Consider the following 22528-nt stretch of genomic DNA (forward strand, 5'->3'; position numbering starts at 1 on the left):
TGCCTCGCTCAATAACGGATGCGCGGATCGAGCCACGCGTATGCGAGGTCGACCAGCAGGTTGAACAGCACGGCACAGACGGTCGTCAGCACGACGAGGCCGAGCACCAGCGTGTAGTCGCGGTTGATCGCGCCGTTCACGACGAGCTGCCCGAGCCCCGGCAGCGCGAACACCGATTCGGTGACGACGGCCGCCGTGATCGACGAGATGCAGACCGTGCCGAACAGCGACACGACCGGCATCAGCGCGGGCTTGAGCGCGTGACGCAGCACGATCGTCGAGCCTGGCAGGCCCTTCGCGCGCGCGGTGCGGATGAAGTTGCTCGACAGCGTCTCGATCATCGAGCCGCGCATCACGCGTGCGAGCAGCGACACGTTGATGAGGGTCAGCAGCACGATCGGCAGCAGCCGGTACTGCCAGCTGCCGTCGCCCCAGCCGCCGGCGGGCAGCAAGCCGTTGCCGGCCGACGTCTTCAGCAGGATCGCGAAGATCCACACCAGCACCGGGCCGAGCACGAACGGCGGCACGACGTTGCCGAAGTTGCCGATCAGCATCACGAAGCGGTCGATCACGCTGTCGCGGCGCACGGCCGCGACGGTGCCGAGCAGCACGCCGAACCCGATCGAGATCGGGATCGACACGCCGCCCACGCCGAGACTCACGGGCAGCGCCTTCTTCACGAGATCGTTCACCGACCAGTCGACGTAGCGGAACGACGGGCCGAGATCGCCGTGCAGCAGCGAACCGAGATACAGCAGGTACTGCTTCCACAGCGGCTCGTCGAGGTGGTACTTCGCGTTCAGGTTCGCGAGCGTCGCCGCGGACAGCTGCTTCTCCGTATCGAACGGGCCGCCGGGCGTGAAGTGCAGCAGCAGGTAGCAGACGGTGATGACGGCGAGAATCGTCGGCACCGCCCACAACGTGCGTCTCAATGCGTAGGCCAGCATGATCGCTCCGCTCAGTGCTTGATCAGGTACATGTCCTGCGAAGCACGCATGTCGATCACGTTCTTCAGCGAGTAGCCGCCCACGTAGGGCTTCACGAGACGGTCGGCCGAGTACTGGAACAGCGGCACCATCGGCGTGTCGTTCATCGCCGCGTCGTGCGCCTGCGTGAGCAGCGTGGCGCGCGCCTTGTCGTCGAGCTTCTGGTTGCCGTCTTCGACGAACGTGTCGACCTGCTTGTTGCAGTAGCCGACGGTGTTCTGCGAGCTGCCGCAGCGGATCAGGTCGAAGAAGGTCATCGCGTCGTTGTAGTCGGCGAACCAGCCGTCGCGCGCGATCTGCACCTTGCCGTCATGCCGCTCCTTCATCAGCACCTTGAACTCGACGTTCTCGAGCTTCGTGTTGATGCCGAGCTTCGTGCGCCATTCCGAGGCGGTGAACAGCGCGACCTTCTTGTGCAGGTCGTTGGTGTTGTACGTGAGCGTGAACGACAGCGGCTTCGCGTCCGAGTAGCCGGCCTGCTTCAGCAGGTCCTTCGCGGTCGCGACGCGCTTGGCCATCGGCCACGACGCCCATTCCGGCGTGAACGGCTGCACGCCCTTCGTGCCGTTCGGCATCAGGCCGTACATCGGCTTCTCGCCGGCCTGCGTGAGCTTCGACGTCAGCACGTCGCGATCGATCACCATCGACAGCGCCTGGCGCACGCGCTTGTCCTTCAGCGCCGCATCGCTGTTGTTCAGGTAGTAGTAGTACGTCGCGAGCTGCAGGCCCGGGCGCAGTTCGCCGCCGAACTGCTTGCTGACCTGCTGGAAGATGCCCGACGGGATCGAGTAGCTGTAGTCGATCTGGCCGGCCTGGTACATGCGCATCGCCGTTTCGTCGCTTTCGATCGGCAGGTACGTGACCTTGTTGATCACGACCTTCGGCGCGTTCCAGTACTTCGCGTCCTTCGCGATCACGATGCGGTTGTTCGGCTGCCAGTCGACGAGCTGGTACGCGCCGTTGCTGACGATGTTGCCCGGGCGCGTCCATGCATCGCCGAACTTCGCGACGGTGTCCTTGTTCACCGGCGCGAGCGGCACCATCGCGGTCAGTTCGGGGAAGAACGCGACGGGCACGTCGGTCGTCACTTCCAGCGTGTACGGGTCGACCGCGCGCACGCCGAGCGTCGTCGGTGCGGCCTTGCCGGCGATGATGTCCTTCGAGTTCTTCACGAACTCGACGAGGATCGTGTACTTCGAGCCCGTCTTCGGATCGACGAGGCGCTGCCACGCGTAGACGAAATCGGCGGCCGTCACCGGCTGCCCGTTGCTCCACTTCGCATCGTGGCGCAGCTTGAAGATCCACGTCTGCGGCGTCTTGCGCTCCCACGACTGCGCGACGCCCGGCACGACCTGGCCGGCCGCATCGATACGGGCGAGCCCTTCGAACAGGTCGAGGCCGATCGTGTTGCCGGTCCACGATTCGATGTGTGCCGGGTCGAGCGACTCGACTTCGGCGGGCACCTGGCGCGTCAGGTCCTGTTGAGGAGCGAGCGCGACGCTCGACGGAACGGTAACGGCGTGAGCGGCGGGCGTCGTCAGGGCGAGCGCGGCCAGCACGGCCGACATGGCATGCAAGGATTTCATCGTGGCGGTCTTGAGAAGGTTGTGCGGTGAGCGATGCGCGGCGGATGCCGCGGTTACGCGTGAGACGCTGACGGGTACAGCGATTGAGGAGGCCCGTGATTCTCGTATTGCATCTTAGTATTCCTTACGTTTCTTTCGACAGGCATTCCGTCTCGGAAACGAAGGAATACCTGTGCGTTAGAACAGCCGCGGCGTACCGACCCAGACCACCACCGACTCGACCTTCGCGGTGTTGACCCAGCTGTGCGGGACCGTCGACTGATAGTGCGAACTGTCGCCGGCCTGCAGGACGAACGTCTTGCCTTCCAGCGTCAGCGACACTTCCCCTTCAATCACATACAGGAACTCCTCTCCTGCATGTGTCGTCACTTCCGACCGCTTCTGCCCCGGCGGCATCCGCACGAGGATCGCCTCGAGCTGACGCCCTTCGGTCACGTTGGTCAGCCTCGCGAACAGGTTCGCCGAATCGGCGAATCCGAAGAAGCGCAACTGATCGCCTCTGCAGACCGAGCGTTCCTCGCTCGGCGTATCCACGAAGTACTGCACCGTCACGCCGAGCGCCTGTGCGATACCGGCCAGCGACGTCAGTGACGGCGACGCGAGCCCGCGTTCGACTTGAGACAGAAACGGCTTCGAAATCCCCGCGGCGGTAGCGGTGTCGTCGAGCGTGCGCTTGAGTCGTTGGCGCAACGCGCGAATCTTGCTGCCCAGTGCGGCGGCAGCGTCTGCCGACTGCGAGTTTTCAGTGGGGGGAACCATAGCAGGCCGAAAAGTGGTCGTCAAAAAATGTTTGATGGAAAGTAACTAAGTTAGATCGATTTGGCTTAGTCTTCGGGTTCGCACACGTCTTCGGTGTTGAGCCCGGTGCACTAAACAGGGCACGAAGCGAGCGAAACGACGCGCTATCTTGCCAGACTCGCCCGCTTCACAGGCAAGCTGCAAGCGGCTCTCCGGGAATCTGCGGAGAACGGGCGCCAAGCTTACAAGTAGATGATGAGACAAATTTTCCTGAAAGCTGCTGCCATATCGGGAGTTTCCCTGAGTGGCGCGGACCTGACGCACCGGACCGGCAAACGTTACCATTCGCGCGCCGGTCGGGGCCTCGCACCGCCTTATCTGGCGGAATCCGACCCCGGCCCGGGCTAACCCGCCCGACTGCTCCATCGCCGACGCAAAGCCTACCCGGCCACCGTGCTCCGGCGCCAGTTCGACCCCCAAGGCGACGCGCGATCCGCGCCGTCCGTTTCAAACGAGATTGATGATGCACGCACCTGTTTCACAGACCCGTTCGTTTACGACGGTCTTCCTTATCGAAATGTGGGAGCGCTTCGGCTACTACGGCATGGCCGCGCTCCTGGTCCTCTTCATGGTCGACCGGCTCGGTTTCACCGACAGCCATGCGAACCTGACCTGGGGCGCGTTCACCGCGCTCGTGTACGCGTCGCCGTCGATCGGCGGCTGGATCGGCGACAAGGTGCTCGGCGCCCGTCGCACGATGATCATCGGCGCGGCCGTGCTGTGCGCCGGCTATCTGATGCTGGCGGTTCCGAACGACGCGCTCGCGTACATGTACGCATCGCTCGGCGTGATCGTCGTCGGCAACGGCCTGTTCAAGGCCAACGCGGCGAACCTCGTGCGCCGCATCTACGAAGGCGACGATGCGCGCATCGACAGCGCGTTCACGATCTACTACATGGCGGTCAACATCGGCTCGACCGTGTCGATGCTCGCGACGCCGTGGATCAAGGATCACTGGGGCTGGCACACCGCGTTCGCGGTCTGCTGCGCCGGCATGCTGCTCGCGATCCTGAACTTCATGCTGATGCACCGCACGCTCGCGCACATCGGCTCGCAGCCCGACGACGAACCGATCCGCTGGAAGCGCCTCGGCGGCGTGGCGGCAGGCGGCGTCGCACTCGCGCTGATCACGCTGTACGTGCTGCAGCACAAGCAACTCGCGGTCGCGAGCGTGTGGACGGCGGCGTTCGCGATCCTCGCGATCTTCGCGTACATGATCGCGAAGTCGGAGCGTTCGGAACGCGCCGGCCTGATCGCGGCGCTCGTGCTGATCGGTCAGGTGATCCTGTTCTTCATCTTCTACGTGCAGATGTCGACGTCGCTCACGCTGTTCGCGCTCCGCAACGTCGATCCGCGCTTCATCCTGTTCGGCACGACGATGTTCACGTGGAGCGCCGCGCAGTTCCAGGCGCTGAACCCGATCTGGATCATGATGCTGAGCCCGGTGCTCGTGTGGGTCTACAACGCGTTCTCGAAGAGCGGCCGTGACCTGCCGGTCGCCGCGAAGTATGCGTTCGGCTTCGGCGCGGTCGCCGCCGGCTACCTGGTGTTCACGATCAGCGGCCGCTACGCGGTGGACGGTCGCGTGTCGTCGTGGTTCATGGTGTGGGGCTACGGTCTCTACTCGCTCGGCGAACTGCTGGTGAGCGGCCTCGGCCTCGCGATGATCGCCCGCTACGTGCCGGCGCGCATGAGCGGCTTCATGATGGGCGCGTATTTCGTCGCGACGGGTGTGTCGCAGTATCTCGGCAGCGTCGTCGCGAACTTCGCGCAGATGCCGTCGCACGACCTGCCGGCCACCGAATCGCTGCCGCTCTACCTGTCGCTGTTCGAGAAGCTCGGCTGGCTCGCCGCGATCGGCATGCTGCTCGCCCTCCTGCTGCTGCCGATGATGAACCGCCTGTCGCGCCAGCATCAGCGCTGCGCGGAAGAGCGCCGCGAGGAAGAAGCGGTGCAGGCGCAGGCGCTGGCCTCCGCCCAGTAAGTACTATCCCTCGGCGTGCGGCCTGCACGCCACATTCTCCCGCCGGCGCGGCCAGCACGTCCTACACTGGTTGCAACGGCGCATCCGCTCCGTCGCGATGCGCACTGGCGGGAGAAGATCATGAAAAGCAAAACGACTCGGCTCTTGAGAATGCTGTCGGACATCCGGCACGCGCAGCGCTGCACCGCGTTGCGCGCCGCCCGGGCCGCGGCCGAAGCCGACGCGGTGCTCGCGCAGGAGGACGATCCGACGTCCGACGAACGCGACGACGTCGAATCCGACGACGCCACCGCCGTCCCCCGCTCCCGCATCGGCTCACCTCACTGACCGCACCAACGCCGCGCGGCACCCTGCGTGCCGCCTGCGCGTTTTCCCGCACTGCTCACGCGGCCGCACCGCGCCGGCGCGCGAACCACGTTCCCGAACCGGCCACGGCTATCATCAGCCCGACCGCGCATGCGTCGGCCGCGAGGCCCACGCCGAGATGCCGCAACTCCGCGCCGTTCGCGACCGGATGCAGCAGCGAATCGATGACGAGCGAGATCGCCGCGCCCGCGACGAAGCAGATCAAGCCGCGCCGGCCGACCGCGACGACCGGCTGCACGGCCTGCGCGATGCGCGCGATCCAGCCGTGGCGCACGCAGTCGGCCATCAGCCACGCGATCGCCGCGAAGCTCACGATGCGCGGCAGCGCGAGATCGCGCTTGAGCACGCCTTCCGGCACCGGCAGCCCCGAGAACAGCTTGTAGCTCGCGCAACCCAACACGATCGCGCATGCGACGCCGGTCGCCGCGGCACTCCAGCGCCCGAGCGCGACGTGCCGGTACGCGGGCTGGCAGCGCGCGAGCACGCCGGCGACGAACATCAGTTGCCACGCGAACGGGTTGAAGCTCCAGCGGAACGAATCGGTGTCGAGCAGCTCGGGGCCGAGCCAGCCGGCCGCGAGCCACGACGCCGCGCTGAACGCGACGAGCAGCCACGGATGGCGGCGCGCGAACGGCACGATCACCGGCGACGCGAGCGCGAACAGCACGTACATCGGCAGCACCGACGCGAGATACGGCTGGCGCTGGAACGTGAGCAGCTCGGCTGCGCCCGTGAGCGGCGACGCGAGCATCACGCTGACGTCGTCGAGCGCGAGGTTCGGCGCGTCGATCCCGTAATGGTCGAGCACGGCCGACACGACGAGCATCAGCGTCGACGTCGCGAGGAACGCACGATAGATCTGCATCGCGCGGCGCACGAACCGCCGCTGCGCGGCGCGCGCGCCGTGCCGGTCGGCGATCGCGCCGTACGCGCTCGCGGTGGCGAAGCCGCCGAGGAACACGAACACCTCGGCCGCGTCGCACAGCGCGAATGCGTGGAGCGTCACGCGCGACAGCACGCTCGCGCCGATGTGATCGACGACGATCATCAGCAGCACGATGCCGCGGAAAAAATCGACTTCGATCAGGCGGCCGCCGCGCGCCGGCGGCAGCGAGACGGCGGGCGGCGTGCTCACCGACATGGCCGCACCTGCGCGACGACGGCGCGGCACGCACCGGTCGAGCATTCGGAAGGGAGCAGGCGAACGGGATCAGCGGCGCTACGCGTATGCTCGTATCGCGCCAACCCGGCCGGCCCGGCACGGAGATGACCGTTCATGGAAAAGCCGCATACGAAGAGGAGACGGTCAGGTCAGTCTAGTGGCCGGCCGGGGGATACCCTAAGTAACAAAGTGCAACGGAATCTTCTGTTCGATTACAGGCGTGACATCGGCGATGCAACGCTGGCGAGGCCGCCAGCCCGATGTCGGCGCGATGTCAGCGCGATGCCAGTTCGATGCCGGCATCGCGGGATTCGACGCGAGGAACGCGCGATGCGCGGCACGTGCATTGCCGCTGTCGCGCCGTCGAGCGACGACGCTCAGCCCCGCACGGGCAGGCGCCGCAACAGCATCGCGCTGTGCCACGCGGTCAATGCAACGGCGGCCCAGATCGGCCCGTACGTCGCGAGCTGCGCAACGCTCAGCGTCTCGCCGAGCAGCAGCAGCGACACCGCGACAAGCAGCACCGGCTCGACGTAGCCGAGGATCCCGAACAGCGCCATCGGCAGCATCCGGCTCGCCTTCAGGTAGCTCGCGAGCGCGAGCGTGCTGAGCACGCCGAGCCCCGGCAGCAGCACGGCCCACAGCAGCGGATGGCTGGCGACCGGCGTGGCGCTCGCCGATACCATCGCGAGGGCGATCGGGCACAGCAGCACGATCTCGAGCGCGAACGCGGCCAGCGAATCGGCGTTGATCCGGCGGCGCAGCACGAAATACGGCGGATAGCCGAGCGCGACGACGAGCGTCGGCCACGCGAACGCGCGCGTCGCCCACACCTCGTGCGCGACGCCGAGCGCCGCGCATGCGACCGCCGCCCATTGCAGCGGATCGAGCCGTTCGTGATAGTAGAAGCGGCCGACGAGCACCATCGTCAGCGGCAGCAGGAAATAGCCGAGCGACACTTCGAGCATGCGCCCGTGCAGCGGCGCCCACAGGAACAGCCACAGCTGCAGGCCGAGCAGCGCCGCGCTCGCCGGCAGCGCGATCAGCAACCGCCAGTCGCGCACGCCGCGCCGCACGAGTTCGACGAGCGCCGGCCAGCGGCCGCGCAGCGCGATCAGCGCGAGCGCGCCCGGCACGGTCCACAGAATGCGCCACGCGAAAATGTCGAGTCCCGTGAGCGGCGCGAGCAGCTTCGCGTAAGCGGACATCAGCGCGAACAGCGTCGATGCCGTCACCGACAGCACGAGGCCGCGCCCGGCCTCCGGATACCCCGTCATGTTGTGTTCGCCTTACTGCTGCTGGAAGCGCTCGAAGCGCTTTTCGACCTGACGCTCCTCGAACGTCACCTCGGTCACGCGCGCGGACGGCGGCCCGTGGCGCAGCCACGCGAGCATCCGGTCGATCTGCGCGCCGGGGCCCTGGATCATCGCCTCGACGCTGCCGTCCTCGAGATTCGCGACCCAGCCGCGCAGCTTCAGCGCGTGCGCCTCGCGCACCGTCGCGTGACGGAAACCGACGCCCTGCACGACGCCGCGCACCCGCACGTAGTAGGTCTCGATCCGTTCGTCCAGTTCATTGCGGCTCATCGCGTCGCCCTCCCGTAGCATTCAAGCCCGGCATTGTAGTCGCGTCGGCCGCTTCGCACACGTGACCGGCGGGCCGGCCGCAGGCGGCCGCGGTCGCGCGGCGCGCGCGTCGCCATGTGCGCCGACCACGTACAATCTCGCCGACGCACAACCGCCGCGCCGCCCGCGCGCGGCCCTGAAGGAAACGCATGACTGATACCTCCCGCGATCTCGTTCTCGTCACCGGCGCGTCCGGTTTCGTCGGCTCGGCCGTCGCACGCATCGCGCAGCAGAAAGGCTATGCGGTGCGCGTGCTGGTGCGCCCGACCAGCCCGCGCACGAACGTCGCGGATCTCGACGCCGAGATCGTGACCGGCGACATGCGCGACGAGACGTCGATGCGCGCCGCGCTGCGCGGCGTGCGCTACCTGCTGCACGTGGCGGCCGACTACCGGCTGTGGGCGCCGGATCCGGACGAGATCGAGCGCGCGAACCTCGAGGGCGCGGTCGCGACGATGCGCGCGGCGCGTGCCGAAGGCGTCGAGCGGATCGTCTACACGAGCAGCGTCGCGACGCTGAAGGTCACGAGCGCCGGCGATCCGTCCGACGAGAACCGGCCGCTGACCGCCGAGCAGGCGATCGGCGTGTACAAGCGCAGCAAGGTGCTGGCCGAGCGCGCGGTCGAGCGGATGATCGCCGACGAAGGGCTGCCGGCCGTGATCGTCAACCCGTCGACGCCGATCGGCCCGCGCGACGTGAAGCCGACGCCGACCGGCCGCATCATCGTCGAGGCCGCGCTCGGCAAGATTCCCGCGTTCGTCGATACCGGCCTGAACCTGGTGCACGTCGACGACGTCGCGCACGGCCACTTCCTCGCGCTCGAGCGCGGCCGGATCGGCGAGCGCTACATCCTCGGCGGCGAGAACCTGCCGCTGCAGCAGATGCTGGCCGACATCGCGCAGATGACGGGCCGCAAGGCGCCGACGATCGCGCTGCCGCGCTGGCCGCTCTACCCGCTCGCGGTCGGCGCGGAGGCCGTCGCGAAGTTCACGAAGAAGGAGCCGTTCGTGACCGTCGACGGGTTGCGGATGTCGAAGAACAAGATGTATTTCACGTCCGCGAAGGCCGAGCGCGAGCTCGGCTACCGCGCGCGTCCGTACCGCGAAGGGCTGCGCGACGCGCTCGACTGGTTCGGCTCGGCGGGCTACCTGAAGTAACACAAAGCGGCGTGTTTCACGCCGCTTTGCGCACTTTGTTACACGTCGCTGACGGTCCGGCAGCGGCGCAGCGGTTAAAATCGCGGGTCTTACGCAGAGAAGACACGCATGAACCTGAACGAACAGATCGATTCGCTCAACGCGGGCGTCGATCGGCTCCTCCACGATCACCACGCCGCGCAGCAGGCGGCACGCAGCGCGGAAGCGTTCGCGCGCGCCGCCGCGACGGAAGCCCAGGCCGCCGCCGAACGTCACGCCGCCGCGGAGACCGAAGCACAGGCCGCCGCGCAGCGCCACACGGCCGCAGCCGCCGACGCGGATGCCGCGCAGCAGCGCCACGCCGACGCCACCGCCGCGGCTGAAGCCGCCGCCCAACGCCACACCGAAGCCGCCGCGCAGGCCGAAGCCGCCGTCCAGCGGCACGCCGAAGCGACCGCGCTGACCGAAGCGCTCGCGCAGCGCCACGCGGATGCCGAAGCCGCATCGCAGCGTCATGCGGCCGCGATCGCCGAAGCCGAGGCCGCCGCGCAGCGTCATCACGCCGCCGCGACCGAAGCGGATACGGCCGCGCAGCGTCATGCAGCGGCCACCACGGAAGCCGAAGCCGCCGCGAAGCGCCACGCGGAAGCGACCGCCGAAGCCGAGGCCGCGACGCAGCGCCACGCGGCCGCGATCGCCGAGGCCGACGCACTCGCGCAGCGTCACACGCAGGCGATCGCGGAAGCGGAAGCCGCCGCGCGGCGCCACGCCGACGCGACCGCCGAAGCGCAAGCCGTCACGCAGCGCCACGCCGAGGCGATCGCGCAAGCCGACTCGGCCGCGCAACGCCACGCGGAAGCGACCGCGGAGGCCGAGGCCGTCGCGCAACGCCACACCGAAGCGATCGCACAGGCCGAAGCGGCCGCCGAGCGTCACGCGAAGGCGATCGCCGATGCGGAAGCGCTGGTCGAAGCCGTCGTGAAGGAAGCCGCGACGCATGCGGCGGCCGTGGCGACTGCGGCAACCGGGCCGGCCGTCGCGGCTGAAGTCGTCGAACCGGTCGTCGAACCGGCTGTCGAGCCCGCTGGCGAGCCGGTGGCGGACGCAGCCGCGCCGGTCGTCGCCGATGAAGTCGTCGCCGCTGAAGTCGTTGCAGCGCCGGCCGACGCGACCACCGCCGTCGTCGCGACGACGGCAGCCGACACCGCGATTGAAATCGCCCCCGCTGCCGAAGCCGCGGACACCCCTGCTGACAAGGCGACGCTGCACGTCGCGCGCCCGTCGCAGAACGAACTGACGCTGACCGTCAACGGCCAGTCGATCACGCTGCACCCGGAGCAGCTGGGCCAGTTGATCGAGGAACTCGCACATGCGCGCGCGTCGATGCAGCCGGAACCGCCGCCGGGCATTCCGGCCGGCTGGCGCTTCGTGACGACGAAGAACCCGATAATGGCCGTGCAAAAGCAGTCGAACGGCGATCGTCTGCTGGTCGCGCGCCACACCGGCTACGGCTGGGTGCCGTTCACGTTCTCGCCGGACGTCGTGATCCAGATGTACATGATGCTGACGCAGCGGTAAGCGCGCGCGGCCCCGCCGCAAACGAAACAGCCCGATCGGTTCGCACCGATCGGGCTGTTTGCTTTCCGGAGTCCGGAGTCCGGAAAAACAACCGGCATGTGCCGGCGTCGTCCGGTTCAGCGCTCCACCGGCGCCTGCACGCGCGCCTTCCACTGGCCGCCCTTGCCGCGCCAGTAACGCCATGCCGACGCGAACGTCGCGCCGACGTAGAACAGCGCGACGAGTGGCAGCGCGGGAGCCCACAGCGGCGAGCGCCGGTAGTAACGCAGCATCGGCGCATACGCGGTGCACATCGACGCCCATGCGAGCCACGCCGGCCAGGCCCGCGCGCCGTACGCGAGCGCGGCCACCGGTGGCACGAGGTAGATGATCGTCATCCCGAGCAGCGTGCCGGCGAGCAGCAGCGGCGAATAGTGGAGCTGCGTGAACGCGGTGCGCGCGATCATGTTCCAGATGTCGCGCCAGCTGTCGTACGGACGCAGCGACACGCTGCGGTCGGCCAGATCGAGCCGGATCGGGTGCCGGCCGCTGCCGCGATGCTTGATCTGCGCGGCGAGGCTGCAGTCGTCGATCAGCGCGCCGCGGATCGACTCGATACCGCCCGCCTCCTCGAGCGCGCTGCGCTTGACCAGCATGCAGCCACCCGCGGCGCCGGCCGTCCGGTTGCGCGGATTGTTGATCCACGAGAACGGATAGAGCTTCGCGAAGAAGAACACGAACGCCGGGATCAGCGCCTTTTCCCAGAACGAATCGCAGCGCAGCCGCACCATCAGCGACACGAGATCGCGCTGTTCGGCCTGCGCGCGCGTGACGAGCTGGGCGACGGCGTCGGGCGGATGGCCGATGTCGGCATCCGTCAGCAGCAGGTAGTCGGCCGGCAGCCCGAGCGTGCGCACCGCGGCGATGCCCTGCGACTGCGCCCACACCTTGCCCGACCAGCCGGCCGGCAGCGGCTTCGCGGCCAGCACCGTCAGCCGGTCCGCACGATTGATCGCGAGCGCGGCCGCGCGGGCCGCATCGGCCGTGCCGTCGTCGCTGTGGTCGTCGACAATGATCAGATGAAAGTCGCCCGGATAATCCTGCTCGAGCAGCGACGTCGCCGCACGGGCGATCACGTCGACCTCGTTGCGCGCCGGCACGACCGCGACGACGGCCGGCCAGCCGGCCTCGGCCGCGGCGCCGCGCGCTTCCGGCGGCAGGGCCCGCGCGGGCCGCGCGCGCCAGAAGCCGCCGCGCGCGACGAGCAGCACGATCCAGATCAGCAGCGACAGGCCGGACACCAGAAAGGTTATCGCCAGCATCATCGGCACGCCTCCTGCCGGATGCCGGCTCGAGCGACCCCGGATCGTTCGATCGCAATCAGGGTCGGATTTAAAACACACTTAACCGCACCGGCGGCAGGGCAATACGCATAAGAATCGACGGTCATCGAATGGCCTTGAAATAAGCGCGACGCCGGGCAGCCGGACGGGCTGCCCGCGAAACCGCGCAGTTTACCGGGTTCCGCGCGCGCGAGCGCCGACGCGGCTCTGCGGCGGATGCAACACGGCCGATACAGCACCAGAGCAAGGACGGCCCGATAGGGTTAAAATGCGCGATTAATTCGGGGTTCCGGGGCCTGGCCTGGCCGGTTCGTTTCCTGCCTTCATAACATCAAGCCGGGGCGAGCGAGCAGTGCCAGCTCTTCGAACCCCGGCGTCTGTCGTCGGAGTTCGCTCACTTATGCGAGTCATCCTTGCCCAGCCCCGCGGCTTCTGTGCGGGGGTTGTCCGTGCGATCGAGATCGTCGATCGCGCGCTGCAACAGCACGGCGCGCCGGTTTATGTGCGTCATGAGATCGTGCATAACCGGCATGTCGTCGAAAATCTGCGTAATAAAGGGGCGCGATTCGTTGAGGAGCTCGACGAGGTGCCGCACGGCGCCGTGGCGATCTTCAGCGCGCACGGGGTCGCCCAGACGGTCGAACGCGACGCGGAAACGCGCGGGCTCGACGTGCTGGACGCCACCTGCCCGCTCGTCACGAAAGTGCACGTGCAGGGCCGCCAGTACGTCGCGGCGGGCCGCCGGCTGATCCTGATCGGCCATGCGGGCCATCCGGAAGTCGAGGGCACGATCGGCCAGATTCCGGCCGAGGTGGTCCTCGTGCAGAGCGAGGCCGAAGTCGATACGCTGACGCTGCCGGTCGACACGCCGGTCGCGTACGTCACGCAGACCACACTGTCGGTCGACGACACGCGCGGCATCATCGAAGCGCTGCAGCGCCGGTTCACCGACATTGTCGGCCCGGACACGCGCGACATCTGCTACGCGACGCAAAACCGCCAGGCCGCCGTGCGCGAGCTGAGCGGCCAGGTCGACGTGCTGCTGGTCGTCGGTGCGACGAACAGCTCGAACTCGAACCGCCTGCGCGAGATCGGCACCGAAAGCGGTGTACCGAGCTATCTCGTCGCCGACGGCTCGGAAGTGAAGGCCGAATGGTTCGCGGGCGTGCAGACGGTCGGCCTGACCGCCGGCGCGTCGGCACCCGAGGAAATGGTCGAGGATGTAATCGGCGCGCTGCGCGCGCTGGGGCCCGTCGATGTCACGACGATGGCGGGCCGTGAGGAAAAAGTCGAATTCAAGTTGCCGGCGAAGCTTACGCAAGCTGTCGCCCGCGAAGTTTAAGGAGGACATCTCTTGTCTATTCCGCTGCTCCAGCAAGTCCGCGTCGGCGCATACATCATGCGCCAACACCTGTCCGGCAACAAACGCTATCCGCTCGCGCTGATGCTCGAACCGCTGTTCCGCTGCAACCTCGCCTGTAACGGCTGCGGCAAGATCGACTATCCGGACCCGATCCTGAACCAGCGCCTGTCCATCGAGGAATGCCTGGAAGCCGTCGACGAGTGCGGCGCGCCCATCGTGTCGATCGCCGGCGGCGAACCGCTGCTCCACAAGGAGATGCCGGAGATCGTCAAGGGCATCATGAAGCGCAAGAAATTCGTGTACCTGTGCACGAACGCGCTCCTGATGGAAAAGAAGATGGACGACTACGAGCCGAATCCGTACTTCGTCTGGTCGGTCCACCTCGACGGCGACAAGGACATGCACGACCATTCCGTGTCCCAGGAAGGCGTGTACGACAAGGCGGTCGCGGCCATCAAGGAAGCGAAGCGCCGCGGCTTCCGCGTGAACATCAACTGCACGCTGTTCAACGATGCGATCCCCGAGCGCGTCGCGAAGTTCTTCGATACGCTGGGGCCGATCGGCGTCGACGGCATCACCGTGTCGCCGGGCTATGCGTACGAGCGCGCGCCGGATCAGCAGCACTTCCTGAACCGCGACAAGACGAAGAACCTGTTCCGCGAGATCCTGAAGCGCGGCGAAGGCGGCAAGCGCTGGTCGTTCAGCCAGTCGTCGCTGTTCCTCGACTTCCTGGCCGGCAACCAGACGTACAAGTGCACGCCGTGGGGCAACCCGGCGCGTACCGTGTTCGGCTGGCAGAAGCCGTGCTATCTGGTCGGCGAAGGTTACGTGAAGACCTTCAAGGAACTGATGGAAGACACGAACTGGGACAACTACGGCGTCGGCAACTACGAGAAGTGCGCGGACTGCATGGTCCACTGCGGCTTCGAAGCCACCGCCGTGATGGACACGATCGCGCATCCGCTGAAGGCGTTCGCCGTGAGCCGGAAGGGTATCAAGACTGAAGGCGCGTTCGCGCCGGACATCTCGATCGCGAAGCAGCGTCCGGCCGAGTACGTGTTCTCGCGCCACGTCGAGATCAAGCTCGAGGAAATCCAGCGCGCCGGCAAGGGCAAGCTGCAGAAGCCGGCCAAGCCGGCAACGGCGGCTTAAGCGCGTGTCGCGATGCGGAGGTTCGCGCCTCCGTATCGGCCGGCATCGAAGAAGCGCCACGGGATTCGCTCCGTGGCGCTTTTGTTTTGTCGGGCGTCGTCGTGGGGGCCGGCGCGTACCGCGCACGCCCGCGCATGCGAACGCCGACCGCCTAGTGTCTCGACTGCGCCGCCGCGATCAGTTGCCATGCAGTCGGGCCGGGATCGAGCAGCGGGTCGCACGGCGGATCGAGATCGTGCCGATGCTCGTCGTCGGACGGCAGCGCCTGCAACTTCGCGATGCCGATCTCGTCGCCGCATACGGTGCATCGATAGATGCCCGCAACCGTCACTTCACTGCCCGGCGGCAGGTTCTCGTTGAATGCGCGACCGCTTCCGCACGTGAAGTAGCCGCCGATCCTGTATAGCGCCATCGCTCCTCCTGACCGAAACGAATGCGTTCGCGCCGACACGCACGATCGTCGCCAACGCGAGGATGGCGCGTCGTCGACCGAACCCGTTCGGCTCCTGTCATGCCATTAGACGGCGAGAGTCGGCCCCAGGGAATGGGACACGTATGAAACGCGGCCCGGAGGCCGGTCGCGTTGCCGCCGCTCAATGCAGCACGGCCGGTTCCCGCATCTTCGCCGCCGCCTGTGCGACCAGTGCCCGCTGCTCGGTGGACGCGAACGCGCACACATGACGCCACAGCTCGGCGAGCCGATGTCGCGTGAGCGTCGCGACGCATGTGTCGTTCACGGCGAGCACGCGTTCGAGCACCGTGCATTCGTCGTCGTGCAGCGTCCATGCGCCGCTTTGCGCGGCGCGCTCGACGCTCGCGTCGAGCACGCGCTCCGCGTCGACACACAGGTCGATGCTCGCATCCGGGGATACCGCATCGTCGAGCGCGAGGAACACCAGGTAGACGCTCGTGCGCAGCCGCATCAGCAATGCTTCGCTGCCGTGCTCGCCGCGCAGCGCGACGAGCGCCATGTGGCATTTCAGCGAGATGTCGCGCACATGCGCGGGCGGCAGCGGCAGCAGCCACTCGCGCGTCAACGGCGGGTGGCGACGGCCTTTTCGGACGGCCTTCATGATCCGTCCTCGCTTGCGGCCACGCCGTGCGCGTCGAATCCCGGCCTCGCGATGCGGCACGCGACGGTGCCGCGGCTCGCGTCGCGACTGCCGTTCGCGCGGCGCCGCGCACCGTGCACGTCGTCCCGCCGCCGGGTCGCGCACGCAGCCGGCAGCCCGCGGATCGCCGACGCGTGCAACGCGCCGGGGAGTCGGATTGCGCATGCCATGCTCGTCTCCCGCATCAGAACGTGTTCTCGCCCTTCAGGTAGTACGCGGTCTTCACGAAGAACGCCTTTACCGGATGGCCGCTCTGCGCGGCGCCGGCCGCGCGCGCTTCCATCGCGGCCTTCTCCTCGCGCGAACGATCGGGCACCGGGTTCCGCACGCGTTCGAGCGCACGCTGCATCGCGAGCGGATAGTTCTGGTTGCCGGCCGTCGTCGCGCGATAGCCGGCGCGCGTCATCTGCATCAGTTGCACGTCGGTTTCGGCACGCGCCGCCGACCAGGTCAACGGTGCGACGTTCGACTGCCACTCGGTGTTGACGGACTGCGCGAAGCTCGCGGCGGGCAGCGCGGCAAGCGCGCCGGACAGGACAGCAAGGGAAACAACGGATCGCATCATGGCCTCCAGATGGTTGTTTCCGCATCGATCTCCGTCGTCGATGCGGTGCAATCATCGTATGTCGCGTGGCCGTGGGCTTGAATAGCCGATTCCGCAATTGATATTTTCGGCGTCGACAGGCGGGCCGCGATCCGCGTGTTTCGCCAATACCGCATGTACGGAATTTCTTTATTTCATTCAACTACCTGATCGCGTTTTCGCAGACGATTCGAAGCGGCGCGCGAATCGCTTTTGCAGTTTTTGAAATGACGTATTGCCGCTGCGATTTCGGCCGAAGCGCGGGCTATCAAGGCTTTCGGCGCGATCGCGTGCATGCCGACATGAACTGGAAATGCCTCGACGAACGCGCTGGTTTCCATGACGCACGACAAATCATCCGCACCGATTTACCGCTCGGTGACGAGACGTGTCCGACGAGTCAGCGCGATAATTGCGCATCGGCCGTCAATCACGGCTCCCATCCCTTCCCTGTTCTTCTCTCGAGTTCCACCATGGCTGCCATCGACACCACCGCCATCGACAGTTGGCATGCACACGTCTACTTCGACGCCGCGAGCCGCGACGCGGCCTGGGCGTTTCGCCTCGTCGTCGAGGAACGATTCGGCGCGATCATCGAGCTCGGCCGCTTTCACGAGCGCCTCGTCGGCCCGCATCCGGCCTGGTCGTACCAGATCGCATTCGGCGCCGCGCGATTCGACACCATCGTGCCGTGGCTCGTGCTGAATCACGGCGCGCTCGACCTCTTCCTGCATCCGAATACCCACGACGAACTGCGCGATCATCGCGACAGCGCGGTTTGGATCGGCAAGTCGTATGAACTGAATCTCGGCGCGCTGGGGGGCTGACGGGCGGTACACGGTCGCGCTCGGCACGCGCGACCTCCACGTTTCGGCCTGCATTGAAACGTCCGGCGCCGTGGCGTCGATACAGTGGTTCCGTTACCCACGCTTGCCGGAACCCGTCATGACCCACGCCGACATCGATGCGCAACGCATCCACCAAGACTGGCACGCCGCCGTCGTCGCACGCGACCTCGACGCGCTGATGTCGCTGTACGCGGACGACGCGATCCTCGAAACGCCGTTGATCGTCGCCACGCTGCCCGACCACGGCTCGGGCATGCTGCACGGCAAGGCCGCGATCGGCGCGTTCTTCGCGGCGGGCCTGCGCAATCCGGGGAACCCGCTCGGACGCTGGTATCGGACAGGGCTGTTCTTCTCGAACGGCCGGCAACTCACGTGGGAATATCCGCGCGAAACGCCGGACGGCGATCAGGTCGATCTCGTCGAGGTGATGGATCTGCGCGACGGGTTGATCGCGCATCATCGCGTCTACTGGGGGTGGGTCGGGTTCAGCGCGCTGCGGAACGTCGCGCCAGCGACCGGCCGCACCTGACGCCGACGACCACCACGAACGCCCGGCACGCTTGCTCCGGCTGACACGGCCGCCGCATGCGGCCGCGCATTCGCCGCCGCCCCGCGTCGCTCACGCGACATACATCGCGACACTGACGAACTGGCACAGGCTGCCGGCCAGCACGAAAAGATGCCAGATGCCGTGCCCGTGGCGGATGCGCTCGTCGTTGATGAAGAAGTAGATCCCCGCGCTGTAGATGACGCCGCCGGCCACGAGCCATGCGGTACCGACCGGCGGCAGCGCATGGATCAGCGGACGGATCGCGACGAGCGCGAGCCAGCCCATCAGCACGTACAGCACCATCGACACGATGCGCGTGCGCCGCCCGAGCGTGAGCTCCTGCGCGATCCCGAATGCGGCGAGCCCCCAGCTCACGCCGAACAGCGACCAACCCCACGGGCCGCGCAGCGTGACGAGCGTGAACGGCGTGTAGCTGCCCGCGATCAGCAGATAGATGGCCGAATGGTCGCACTTCTGCAGGATCGCCTTCAGGCGCGGGTTGCGCACGCTGTGATACGCCGTCGAGATCCCGTAAAGCAGGATCAGCATCGCGCCGTACACGCTGAAGCTCACGATCTTGTAGGGATCGCGGTCGAGCGCGCCCATCGTCACCAGTGCGACCAGCCCTGCCACCGACAGCACCGCGCCGACGAGATGGGAAATGCTGTTGAAACGCTCACCGACATGCACGACGGGTTCTCCTGCGCGGATTCTTCGGAAAAAAGCAGAGCCCTATGATACCGGCCGGTGAATCAAGCCGCGCTGAAGCCGGTCAAGCGCCGCGGCGGCGGCGGCGCCGCGCGCGCCGCCCTGCCCCCAAAACAAAAAGCGCCGCGAATGCCTTCGCGGCGCTTCCTGGTCCGTCACCGGACCGCCATCGGTCCGTCTTACCGGCCGGCTGCGCCGGCACGGTTCAGCAACACTTCCCTGCCCCCGATCCGTACCGCGCGTTCTGACGCTCGCGGAAGAATTCCTCGTAGGTCATCGGCTCGCGGTCCGGATGGGTTGCGCGCATGTGCGCGACGTAGGTGTCGTAGTCGGGCAGGCCGACCATCAGCCGCAACGCCTGCCCGAGGTAACGCCCCGCGCTGCGCAGGTCGCCGCCGAGATCGGTGAACATCGCGGCCTCCCCTTAACGTCCGCTGCCGAGCGCCTGCGCGGCCGGCATCGCTTCGTACGGCGTCTCGCGCACGGTCGGCTTCGACTCGCGGCGCGCGCGCAGCACGGCGATCGCGCCATACACCGCGATGCTGATGACGACGAAGATGAACAGCCCGGCCAGCGCCGCATCGATGTAGTCGTTGAAGATGATCCGCTGCATCTGCGCGATCGACTTCGCCGGCGCGAGCACCTTGCCTTCGTCCACTGCGGCCTGCAGCTTCGCGGCGTGCGCGAGGAAGCTGACCTTCGGGTTCGCGTCGAAAATCTTCTGCCAGCCGGCGGTCAGCGTGCAGATCAGCAGCCACGCCGTCGGCACCATCGTCACCCATGCATAACGCTCGCGCTTCATCTTGAACAGCACGACGGTGCCGAGCACCAGCGCGATCGCGGCCAGCATCTGGTTCGAGATGCCGAACAGCGGCCACAGCGTGTTGATGCCACCGAGCGGATCGATCACGCCCTGGTACAGGAAGTAGCCCCACGCGGCCACGCACAGCGCGGTGGCGACCAGGTTCGCGGGCAGCGACTCGGTGCGCTTGAGCGCCGGGTGGAACGTGCCGAGCAGGTCCTGCAGCATGAAGCGGCCCGCACGCGTGCCCGCATCGACAGCCGTCAGGATGAACAGCGCCTCGAACAGGATCGCGAAGTGATACCAGAACGCCATCATCGCTTCGCCGCCGATCACCTGGTGCAGGATGTGCGCCATGCCGACGGCCAGCGTCGGCGCGCCGCCCGCGCGCGCGATGATCGTCGTTTCGCCGACGGCCTTCGCGGTCTGCGTCAGCATGTCGGGCGTCAGCACGAAGCCCCACTGCGTGACCGTGTTCGCAACCGCTTCCGGCGTCGAGCCGAGCACGGCGGCCGGCGCGTTCATCGCGAAGTAGATGCCCGGCTCGATCACGCACGCGGCGACCAGCGCCATGATCGCGACGAACGATTCCATCAGCATCGCGCCGTAGCCGATGAAGCGCGCGTTGGTTTCGTTGTCGATCAGCTTCGGCGTCGTGCCCGACGAGATCAGCGCGTGGAAGCCCGACACCGCGCCGCACGCGATCGTGATGAACAGGAACGGGAACAGGTTGCCCGACCACACCGGGCCGGTGCCGTCGACGAACTTCGTCAGCGCGGGCATCTTCAGTTCCGGTGCGACGACCAGAATGCCGATCGCGAGGCCGAGGATCGTGCCGATCTTCAGGAACGTCGACAGGTAGTCGCGCGGCGCGAGCAGCAGCCACACCGGCAGCACCGATGCGACGAAGCCGTAGCCGATCAGGATCCACGTGAGCTGCGTGCCGCTGAACGTGAACCATGCGGCGAGCGTCGGCGAGGCGCTGACGTTCTGGCCGAACGCGATCGCCGCCATCAGCCCGACGAAGCCGATGATCGACACTTCGCCGATGCGGCCCGGACGGATGTAGCGCGTGTAGACGCCCATGAACAGCGCGATCGGAATCGTCGCGGCGACGGTGAACGTGCCCCACGGCGAATTCGTCAGCGCCTTCACGACGATCAGCGCGAGCACCGCGAGGATGATCACCATGATCAGGAACGCGCCGAACAGGGCGATCACCCCGGGCACCGTGCCGAGTTCCATCTTGACGAGGTCGCCAAGCGAGCGGCCGTCGCGGCGCGTCGAGATGAACAGCACGATGAAGTCCTGCACCGCGCCGGCGAACACGACGCCGGCCAGGATCCACAGCATGCCGGGCGTGTAGCCCATCTGCGCGGCGAGCACGGGGCCGACGAGCGGCCCGGCGCCGGCGATCGCGGCGAAGTGATGGCCGAACAGCACGTACTTGTTGGTCGGCACGTAGTCGAGGCCGTCGTTGTACTTGACCGCCGGCGTCATCCGCAGCCCGTCGAGCTGCATCACCTTGCTGGCGATGAAACGGCTGTAGAAGCGATATGCGATCAGATATACGCAGACTGCGGCGATCACGATCCAGAGCGCGCTGACGCGTTCGCCGTGCGCAAGTGCGATCGTCCCGAACGCGAACGCGCCGAGCAGCGCGACCGCGATCCAGAGCAGGGTACTGGAAGCCCGATTCATGGCGTCTCCTGGTCTCCTATGTGGTTTTGAGTGGATCCGGCGAGGCGCCGAATCCGCGTGACGTCGATGCGTCGTGCCGCGTCTCGTGGAAAGCGCGGCAGTGGGCCGTAGTATTCCGCGCGACGGGGGCGGCTTACAAGCGCACAACTACGTATGCGGGGCTACGTAGAATTACGTAGACGTGGGGCGTCGCGTGTCGCGGGCGCGTCGCCGGGCCGCGATTGCTCGCCGCCGGCAGGCCACGTACAGTATTCGCGTGCCTCGATTCCGGACCCGCCATGCCGATCGGATTTCAGAAGATGAACGCGAACGGCGACGATTTCGTCGTCGTCGACCTGCGTGGCCGGGACGCCGGCGCGCATCGCATCGACCGCGGCCTCGTGCGGCGCATGGGCGACCGCCGTAACGGGATCGGTTTCAACCAGCTCGCGGTGATCTCGGACTGCGACGACGCGGCCGCCCGCGTCGCATTCTGGAACCCCGACGGCTCCGCGCTCGATACCTGCGGCAGCGCGACGCGCGGCGTCGCGTGGAAGCTGATGCGGGAAACCGGTGCGTCGTCGGTCGTGCTGCGCACCAACCGCGGCCGCCTGTCATGCTCGCAGGATGCGCACGGGCGGGTCACCGTCGAGATGGGCGCGCCGCGCACCGGCTGGCAGGACGTGCCCGTCGCCGAGCCAGCCGACACGCTCGCGCTCCCGCTGCCCGGCGCCCCGGCCGCGTGCAACATGGGGAACCCGCACTGCACGTTCTTCGTCGACGATCTCGGCGCGGTCGACGTCGAAACGCTCGGCCCGGCGATCGAGACGCATCCGCTGTTTCCGCTGAAAACGAACGTGCACTTCGTGCAGGTCGTCAGCCGCACGCACATCCGGCTGCGCATCTGGGAGCGCGGCGGCGGCGTGCCGCTCGGTTCGGGATCGTGTTCGTGCGGCGCGGTGGTCAACGGCATCCGGCGCGGGCTGCTCGACGAGACGGTGCGCGTCACCTGCGACGGCGGGGATGTCGTCGTGCAGTGGGACGGAGCGGGCAGCGTGTTGCTGAGCGGGCCGGTCGCGTTCGGTTTCGATGCGGTGTGGATGGGGTGACGATGCCGGCGGTCATGGCATGCGCGACATCGGTTCGGGCCGCATGCGGCGCGGCAATACAGCCGCATCGCCATTGAT

Annotated in this window: 22 protein-coding genes; 9 read left to right on the forward strand and 13 right to left on the reverse strand. The window is 67.3% G+C overall.

Features of this window, described 5'->3' with window-relative positions; genetic code table 11:
* Positions 1 to 8 precede the first annotated feature (8 nt).
* The 3 genes from U5771_RS04340 to U5771_RS04350 all read right to left on the reverse strand — a co-directional run bounded on the left by U5771_RS04340 (position 9) and on the right by U5771_RS04350 (position 3331).
* The gene (locus U5771_RS04340) at positions 9 to 947 is read right to left on the reverse strand and encodes an ABC transporter permease subunit (protein WP_322022828.1); all 939 of its coding nucleotides are present in this window, start codon (positions 945 to 947) and stop codon (positions 9 to 11) included.
* Between the two features lie 11 nt (positions 948 to 958).
* Positions 959 to 2572 (reverse strand): peptide ABC transporter substrate-binding protein, encoded by a 1614-nt coding sequence (locus U5771_RS04345; protein WP_322022829.1) that lies wholly within the window; start codon positions 2570 to 2572, stop codon positions 959 to 961.
* Between the two features lie 177 nt (positions 2573 to 2749).
* Positions 2750 to 3331, reverse strand: coding sequence for a cupin domain-containing protein (locus U5771_RS04350; protein ID WP_322022830.1), 582 nt, complete (start codon positions 3329 to 3331; stop codon positions 2750 to 2752).
* A gap of 499 nt (positions 3332 to 3830) precedes the next feature.
* Between U5771_RS04350 and U5771_RS04355 the strand changes: the two genes are divergently transcribed.
* Together U5771_RS04355 and U5771_RS04360 are read left to right on the forward strand one after the other, a co-directional pair.
* Positions 3831 to 5354 carry an oligopeptide:H+ symporter gene (locus U5771_RS04355; RefSeq protein ID WP_322022831.1) on the forward strand — a complete coding sequence of 508 codons (1524 nt, stop codon included), beginning with the start codon at positions 3831 to 3833 and terminating at the stop codon, positions 5352 to 5354.
* A 120-nt stretch (positions 5355 to 5474) separates the two neighbouring features.
* The gene (locus tag U5771_RS04360; protein ID WP_322022832.1) at positions 5475 to 5681 is read left to right on the forward strand and encodes a hypothetical protein; all 207 of its coding nucleotides are present in this window, start codon (positions 5475 to 5477) and stop codon (positions 5679 to 5681) included.
* A 55-nt stretch (positions 5682 to 5736) separates the two neighbouring features.
* Here U5771_RS04360 and U5771_RS04365 read toward each other — a convergent pair whose 3' ends face one another.
* From U5771_RS04365 to U5771_RS04375, 3 genes are all read right to left on the reverse strand, one after another.
* Complete coding sequence (locus U5771_RS04365; RefSeq protein WP_322022833.1) at positions 5737 to 6861, reverse strand: OpgC domain-containing protein; 1125 nt, start codon at positions 6859 to 6861, stop codon at positions 5737 to 5739.
* 398 nt (positions 6862 to 7259) lie between these two features.
* On the reverse strand, positions 7260 to 8159 hold the full coding sequence (gene rarD / locus U5771_RS04370) for an EamA family transporter RarD (RefSeq protein ID WP_322022834.1): 900 nt from the start codon (positions 8157 to 8159) through the stop codon (positions 7260 to 7262).
* Between the two features lie 12 nt (positions 8160 to 8171).
* The gene (locus U5771_RS04375) at positions 8172 to 8468 is read right to left on the reverse strand and encodes an acylphosphatase (RefSeq protein WP_014900810.1); all 297 of its coding nucleotides are present in this window, start codon (positions 8466 to 8468) and stop codon (positions 8172 to 8174) included.
* 188 nt (positions 8469 to 8656) lie between these two features.
* On the opposite strand from U5771_RS04375, the gene hpnA reads away from it, so the two are divergent.
* Together hpnA and U5771_RS04385 are read left to right on the forward strand one after the other, a co-directional pair.
* Entirely contained in the window at positions 8657 to 9664 is a 1008-nt protein-coding gene (gene hpnA, locus U5771_RS04380; RefSeq protein WP_057925559.1) for a hopanoid-associated sugar epimerase, read from the forward strand.
* Between the two features lie 108 nt (positions 9665 to 9772).
* Positions 9773 to 11221, forward strand: coding sequence for a phage tail protein (locus U5771_RS04385; protein WP_322022835.1), 1449 nt, complete (start codon positions 9773 to 9775; stop codon positions 11219 to 11221).
* A 116-nt stretch (positions 11222 to 11337) separates the two neighbouring features.
* Here U5771_RS04385 and U5771_RS04390 read toward each other — a convergent pair whose 3' ends face one another.
* Positions 11338 to 12525 (reverse strand): glycosyltransferase, encoded by a 1188-nt coding sequence (locus U5771_RS04390; protein WP_059815209.1) that lies wholly within the window; start codon positions 12523 to 12525, stop codon positions 11338 to 11340.
* Between the two features lie 418 nt (positions 12526 to 12943).
* Between U5771_RS04390 and ispH the strand changes: the two genes are divergently transcribed.
* On the forward strand, positions 12944 to 13885 hold the full coding sequence (gene ispH / locus U5771_RS04395) for a 4-hydroxy-3-methylbut-2-enyl diphosphate reductase (protein ID WP_322022836.1): 942 nt from the start codon (positions 12944 to 12946) through the stop codon (positions 13883 to 13885).
* Positions 13886 to 13897: 12 nt separating this feature from the next.
* Positions 13898 to 15058: an adenosyl-hopene transferase HpnH gene (gene hpnH, locus U5771_RS04400; protein WP_322022837.1), complete on the forward strand. Its 1161-nt coding sequence runs from the start codon at positions 13898 to 13900 to the stop codon at positions 15056 to 15058.
* A gap of 151 nt (positions 15059 to 15209) precedes the next feature.
* Here hpnH and U5771_RS04405 read toward each other — a convergent pair whose 3' ends face one another.
* From U5771_RS04405 to U5771_RS04415, 3 genes are all read right to left on the reverse strand, one after another.
* Positions 15210 to 15470 (reverse strand): hypothetical protein, encoded by a 261-nt coding sequence (locus U5771_RS04405; protein WP_322022838.1) that lies wholly within the window; start codon positions 15468 to 15470, stop codon positions 15210 to 15212.
* A 181-nt stretch (positions 15471 to 15651) separates the two neighbouring features.
* Positions 15652 to 16131, reverse strand: coding sequence for a hypothetical protein (locus U5771_RS04410; RefSeq protein ID WP_322022839.1), 480 nt, complete (start codon positions 16129 to 16131; stop codon positions 15652 to 15654).
* Between the two features lie 223 nt (positions 16132 to 16354).
* The gene (locus U5771_RS04415; protein WP_322022936.1) at positions 16355 to 16732 is read right to left on the reverse strand and encodes a hypothetical protein; all 378 of its coding nucleotides are present in this window, start codon (positions 16730 to 16732) and stop codon (positions 16355 to 16357) included.
* 494 nt (positions 16733 to 17226) lie between these two features.
* On the opposite strand from U5771_RS04415, the gene U5771_RS04420 reads away from it, so the two are divergent.
* Both U5771_RS04420 and U5771_RS04425 read left to right on the forward strand, forming a co-directional pair.
* Positions 17227 to 17580 carry a DOPA 4,5-dioxygenase family protein gene (locus U5771_RS04420; RefSeq protein WP_322022937.1) on the forward strand — a complete coding sequence of 118 codons (354 nt, stop codon included), beginning with the start codon at positions 17227 to 17229 and terminating at the stop codon, positions 17578 to 17580.
* A 118-nt stretch (positions 17581 to 17698) separates the two neighbouring features.
* Positions 17699 to 18130: a nuclear transport factor 2 family protein gene (locus U5771_RS04425; RefSeq protein WP_322022840.1), complete on the forward strand. Its 432-nt coding sequence runs from the start codon at positions 17699 to 17701 to the stop codon at positions 18128 to 18130.
* A gap of 90 nt (positions 18131 to 18220) precedes the next feature.
* Here U5771_RS04425 and trhA read toward each other — a convergent pair whose 3' ends face one another.
* The 3 genes from trhA to U5771_RS04440 all read right to left on the reverse strand — a co-directional run bounded on the left by trhA (position 18221) and on the right by U5771_RS04440 (position 21362).
* Positions 18221 to 18841, reverse strand: a complete 621-nt coding sequence (gene trhA, locus U5771_RS04430; protein ID WP_322022841.1) for a PAQR family membrane homeostasis protein TrhA — start codon at positions 18839 to 18841, stop codon at positions 18221 to 18223.
* A 223-nt stretch (positions 18842 to 19064) separates the two neighbouring features.
* Positions 19065 to 19271, reverse strand: coding sequence for a YbdD/YjiX family protein (locus tag U5771_RS04435; RefSeq protein ID WP_322022842.1), 207 nt, complete (start codon positions 19269 to 19271; stop codon positions 19065 to 19067).
* A 12-nt stretch (positions 19272 to 19283) separates the two neighbouring features.
* The gene (locus U5771_RS04440; protein ID WP_322022843.1) at positions 19284 to 21362 is read right to left on the reverse strand and encodes a carbon starvation CstA family protein; all 2079 of its coding nucleotides are present in this window, start codon (positions 21360 to 21362) and stop codon (positions 19284 to 19286) included.
* A gap of 278 nt (positions 21363 to 21640) precedes the next feature.
* Between U5771_RS04440 and dapF the strand changes: the two genes are divergently transcribed.
* Positions 21641 to 22450, forward strand: coding sequence for a diaminopimelate epimerase (gene dapF, locus U5771_RS04445; protein ID WP_322022844.1), 810 nt, complete (start codon positions 21641 to 21643; stop codon positions 22448 to 22450).
* The last annotated feature ends 78 nt before the right edge of the window (positions 22451 to 22528 follow it).

The sequence above is a fragment of the Burkholderia sp. BCC1977 genome, assembly GCF_905339595.1.
Classification (GTDB): domain Bacteria; phylum Pseudomonadota; class Gammaproteobacteria; order Burkholderiales; family Burkholderiaceae; genus Burkholderia.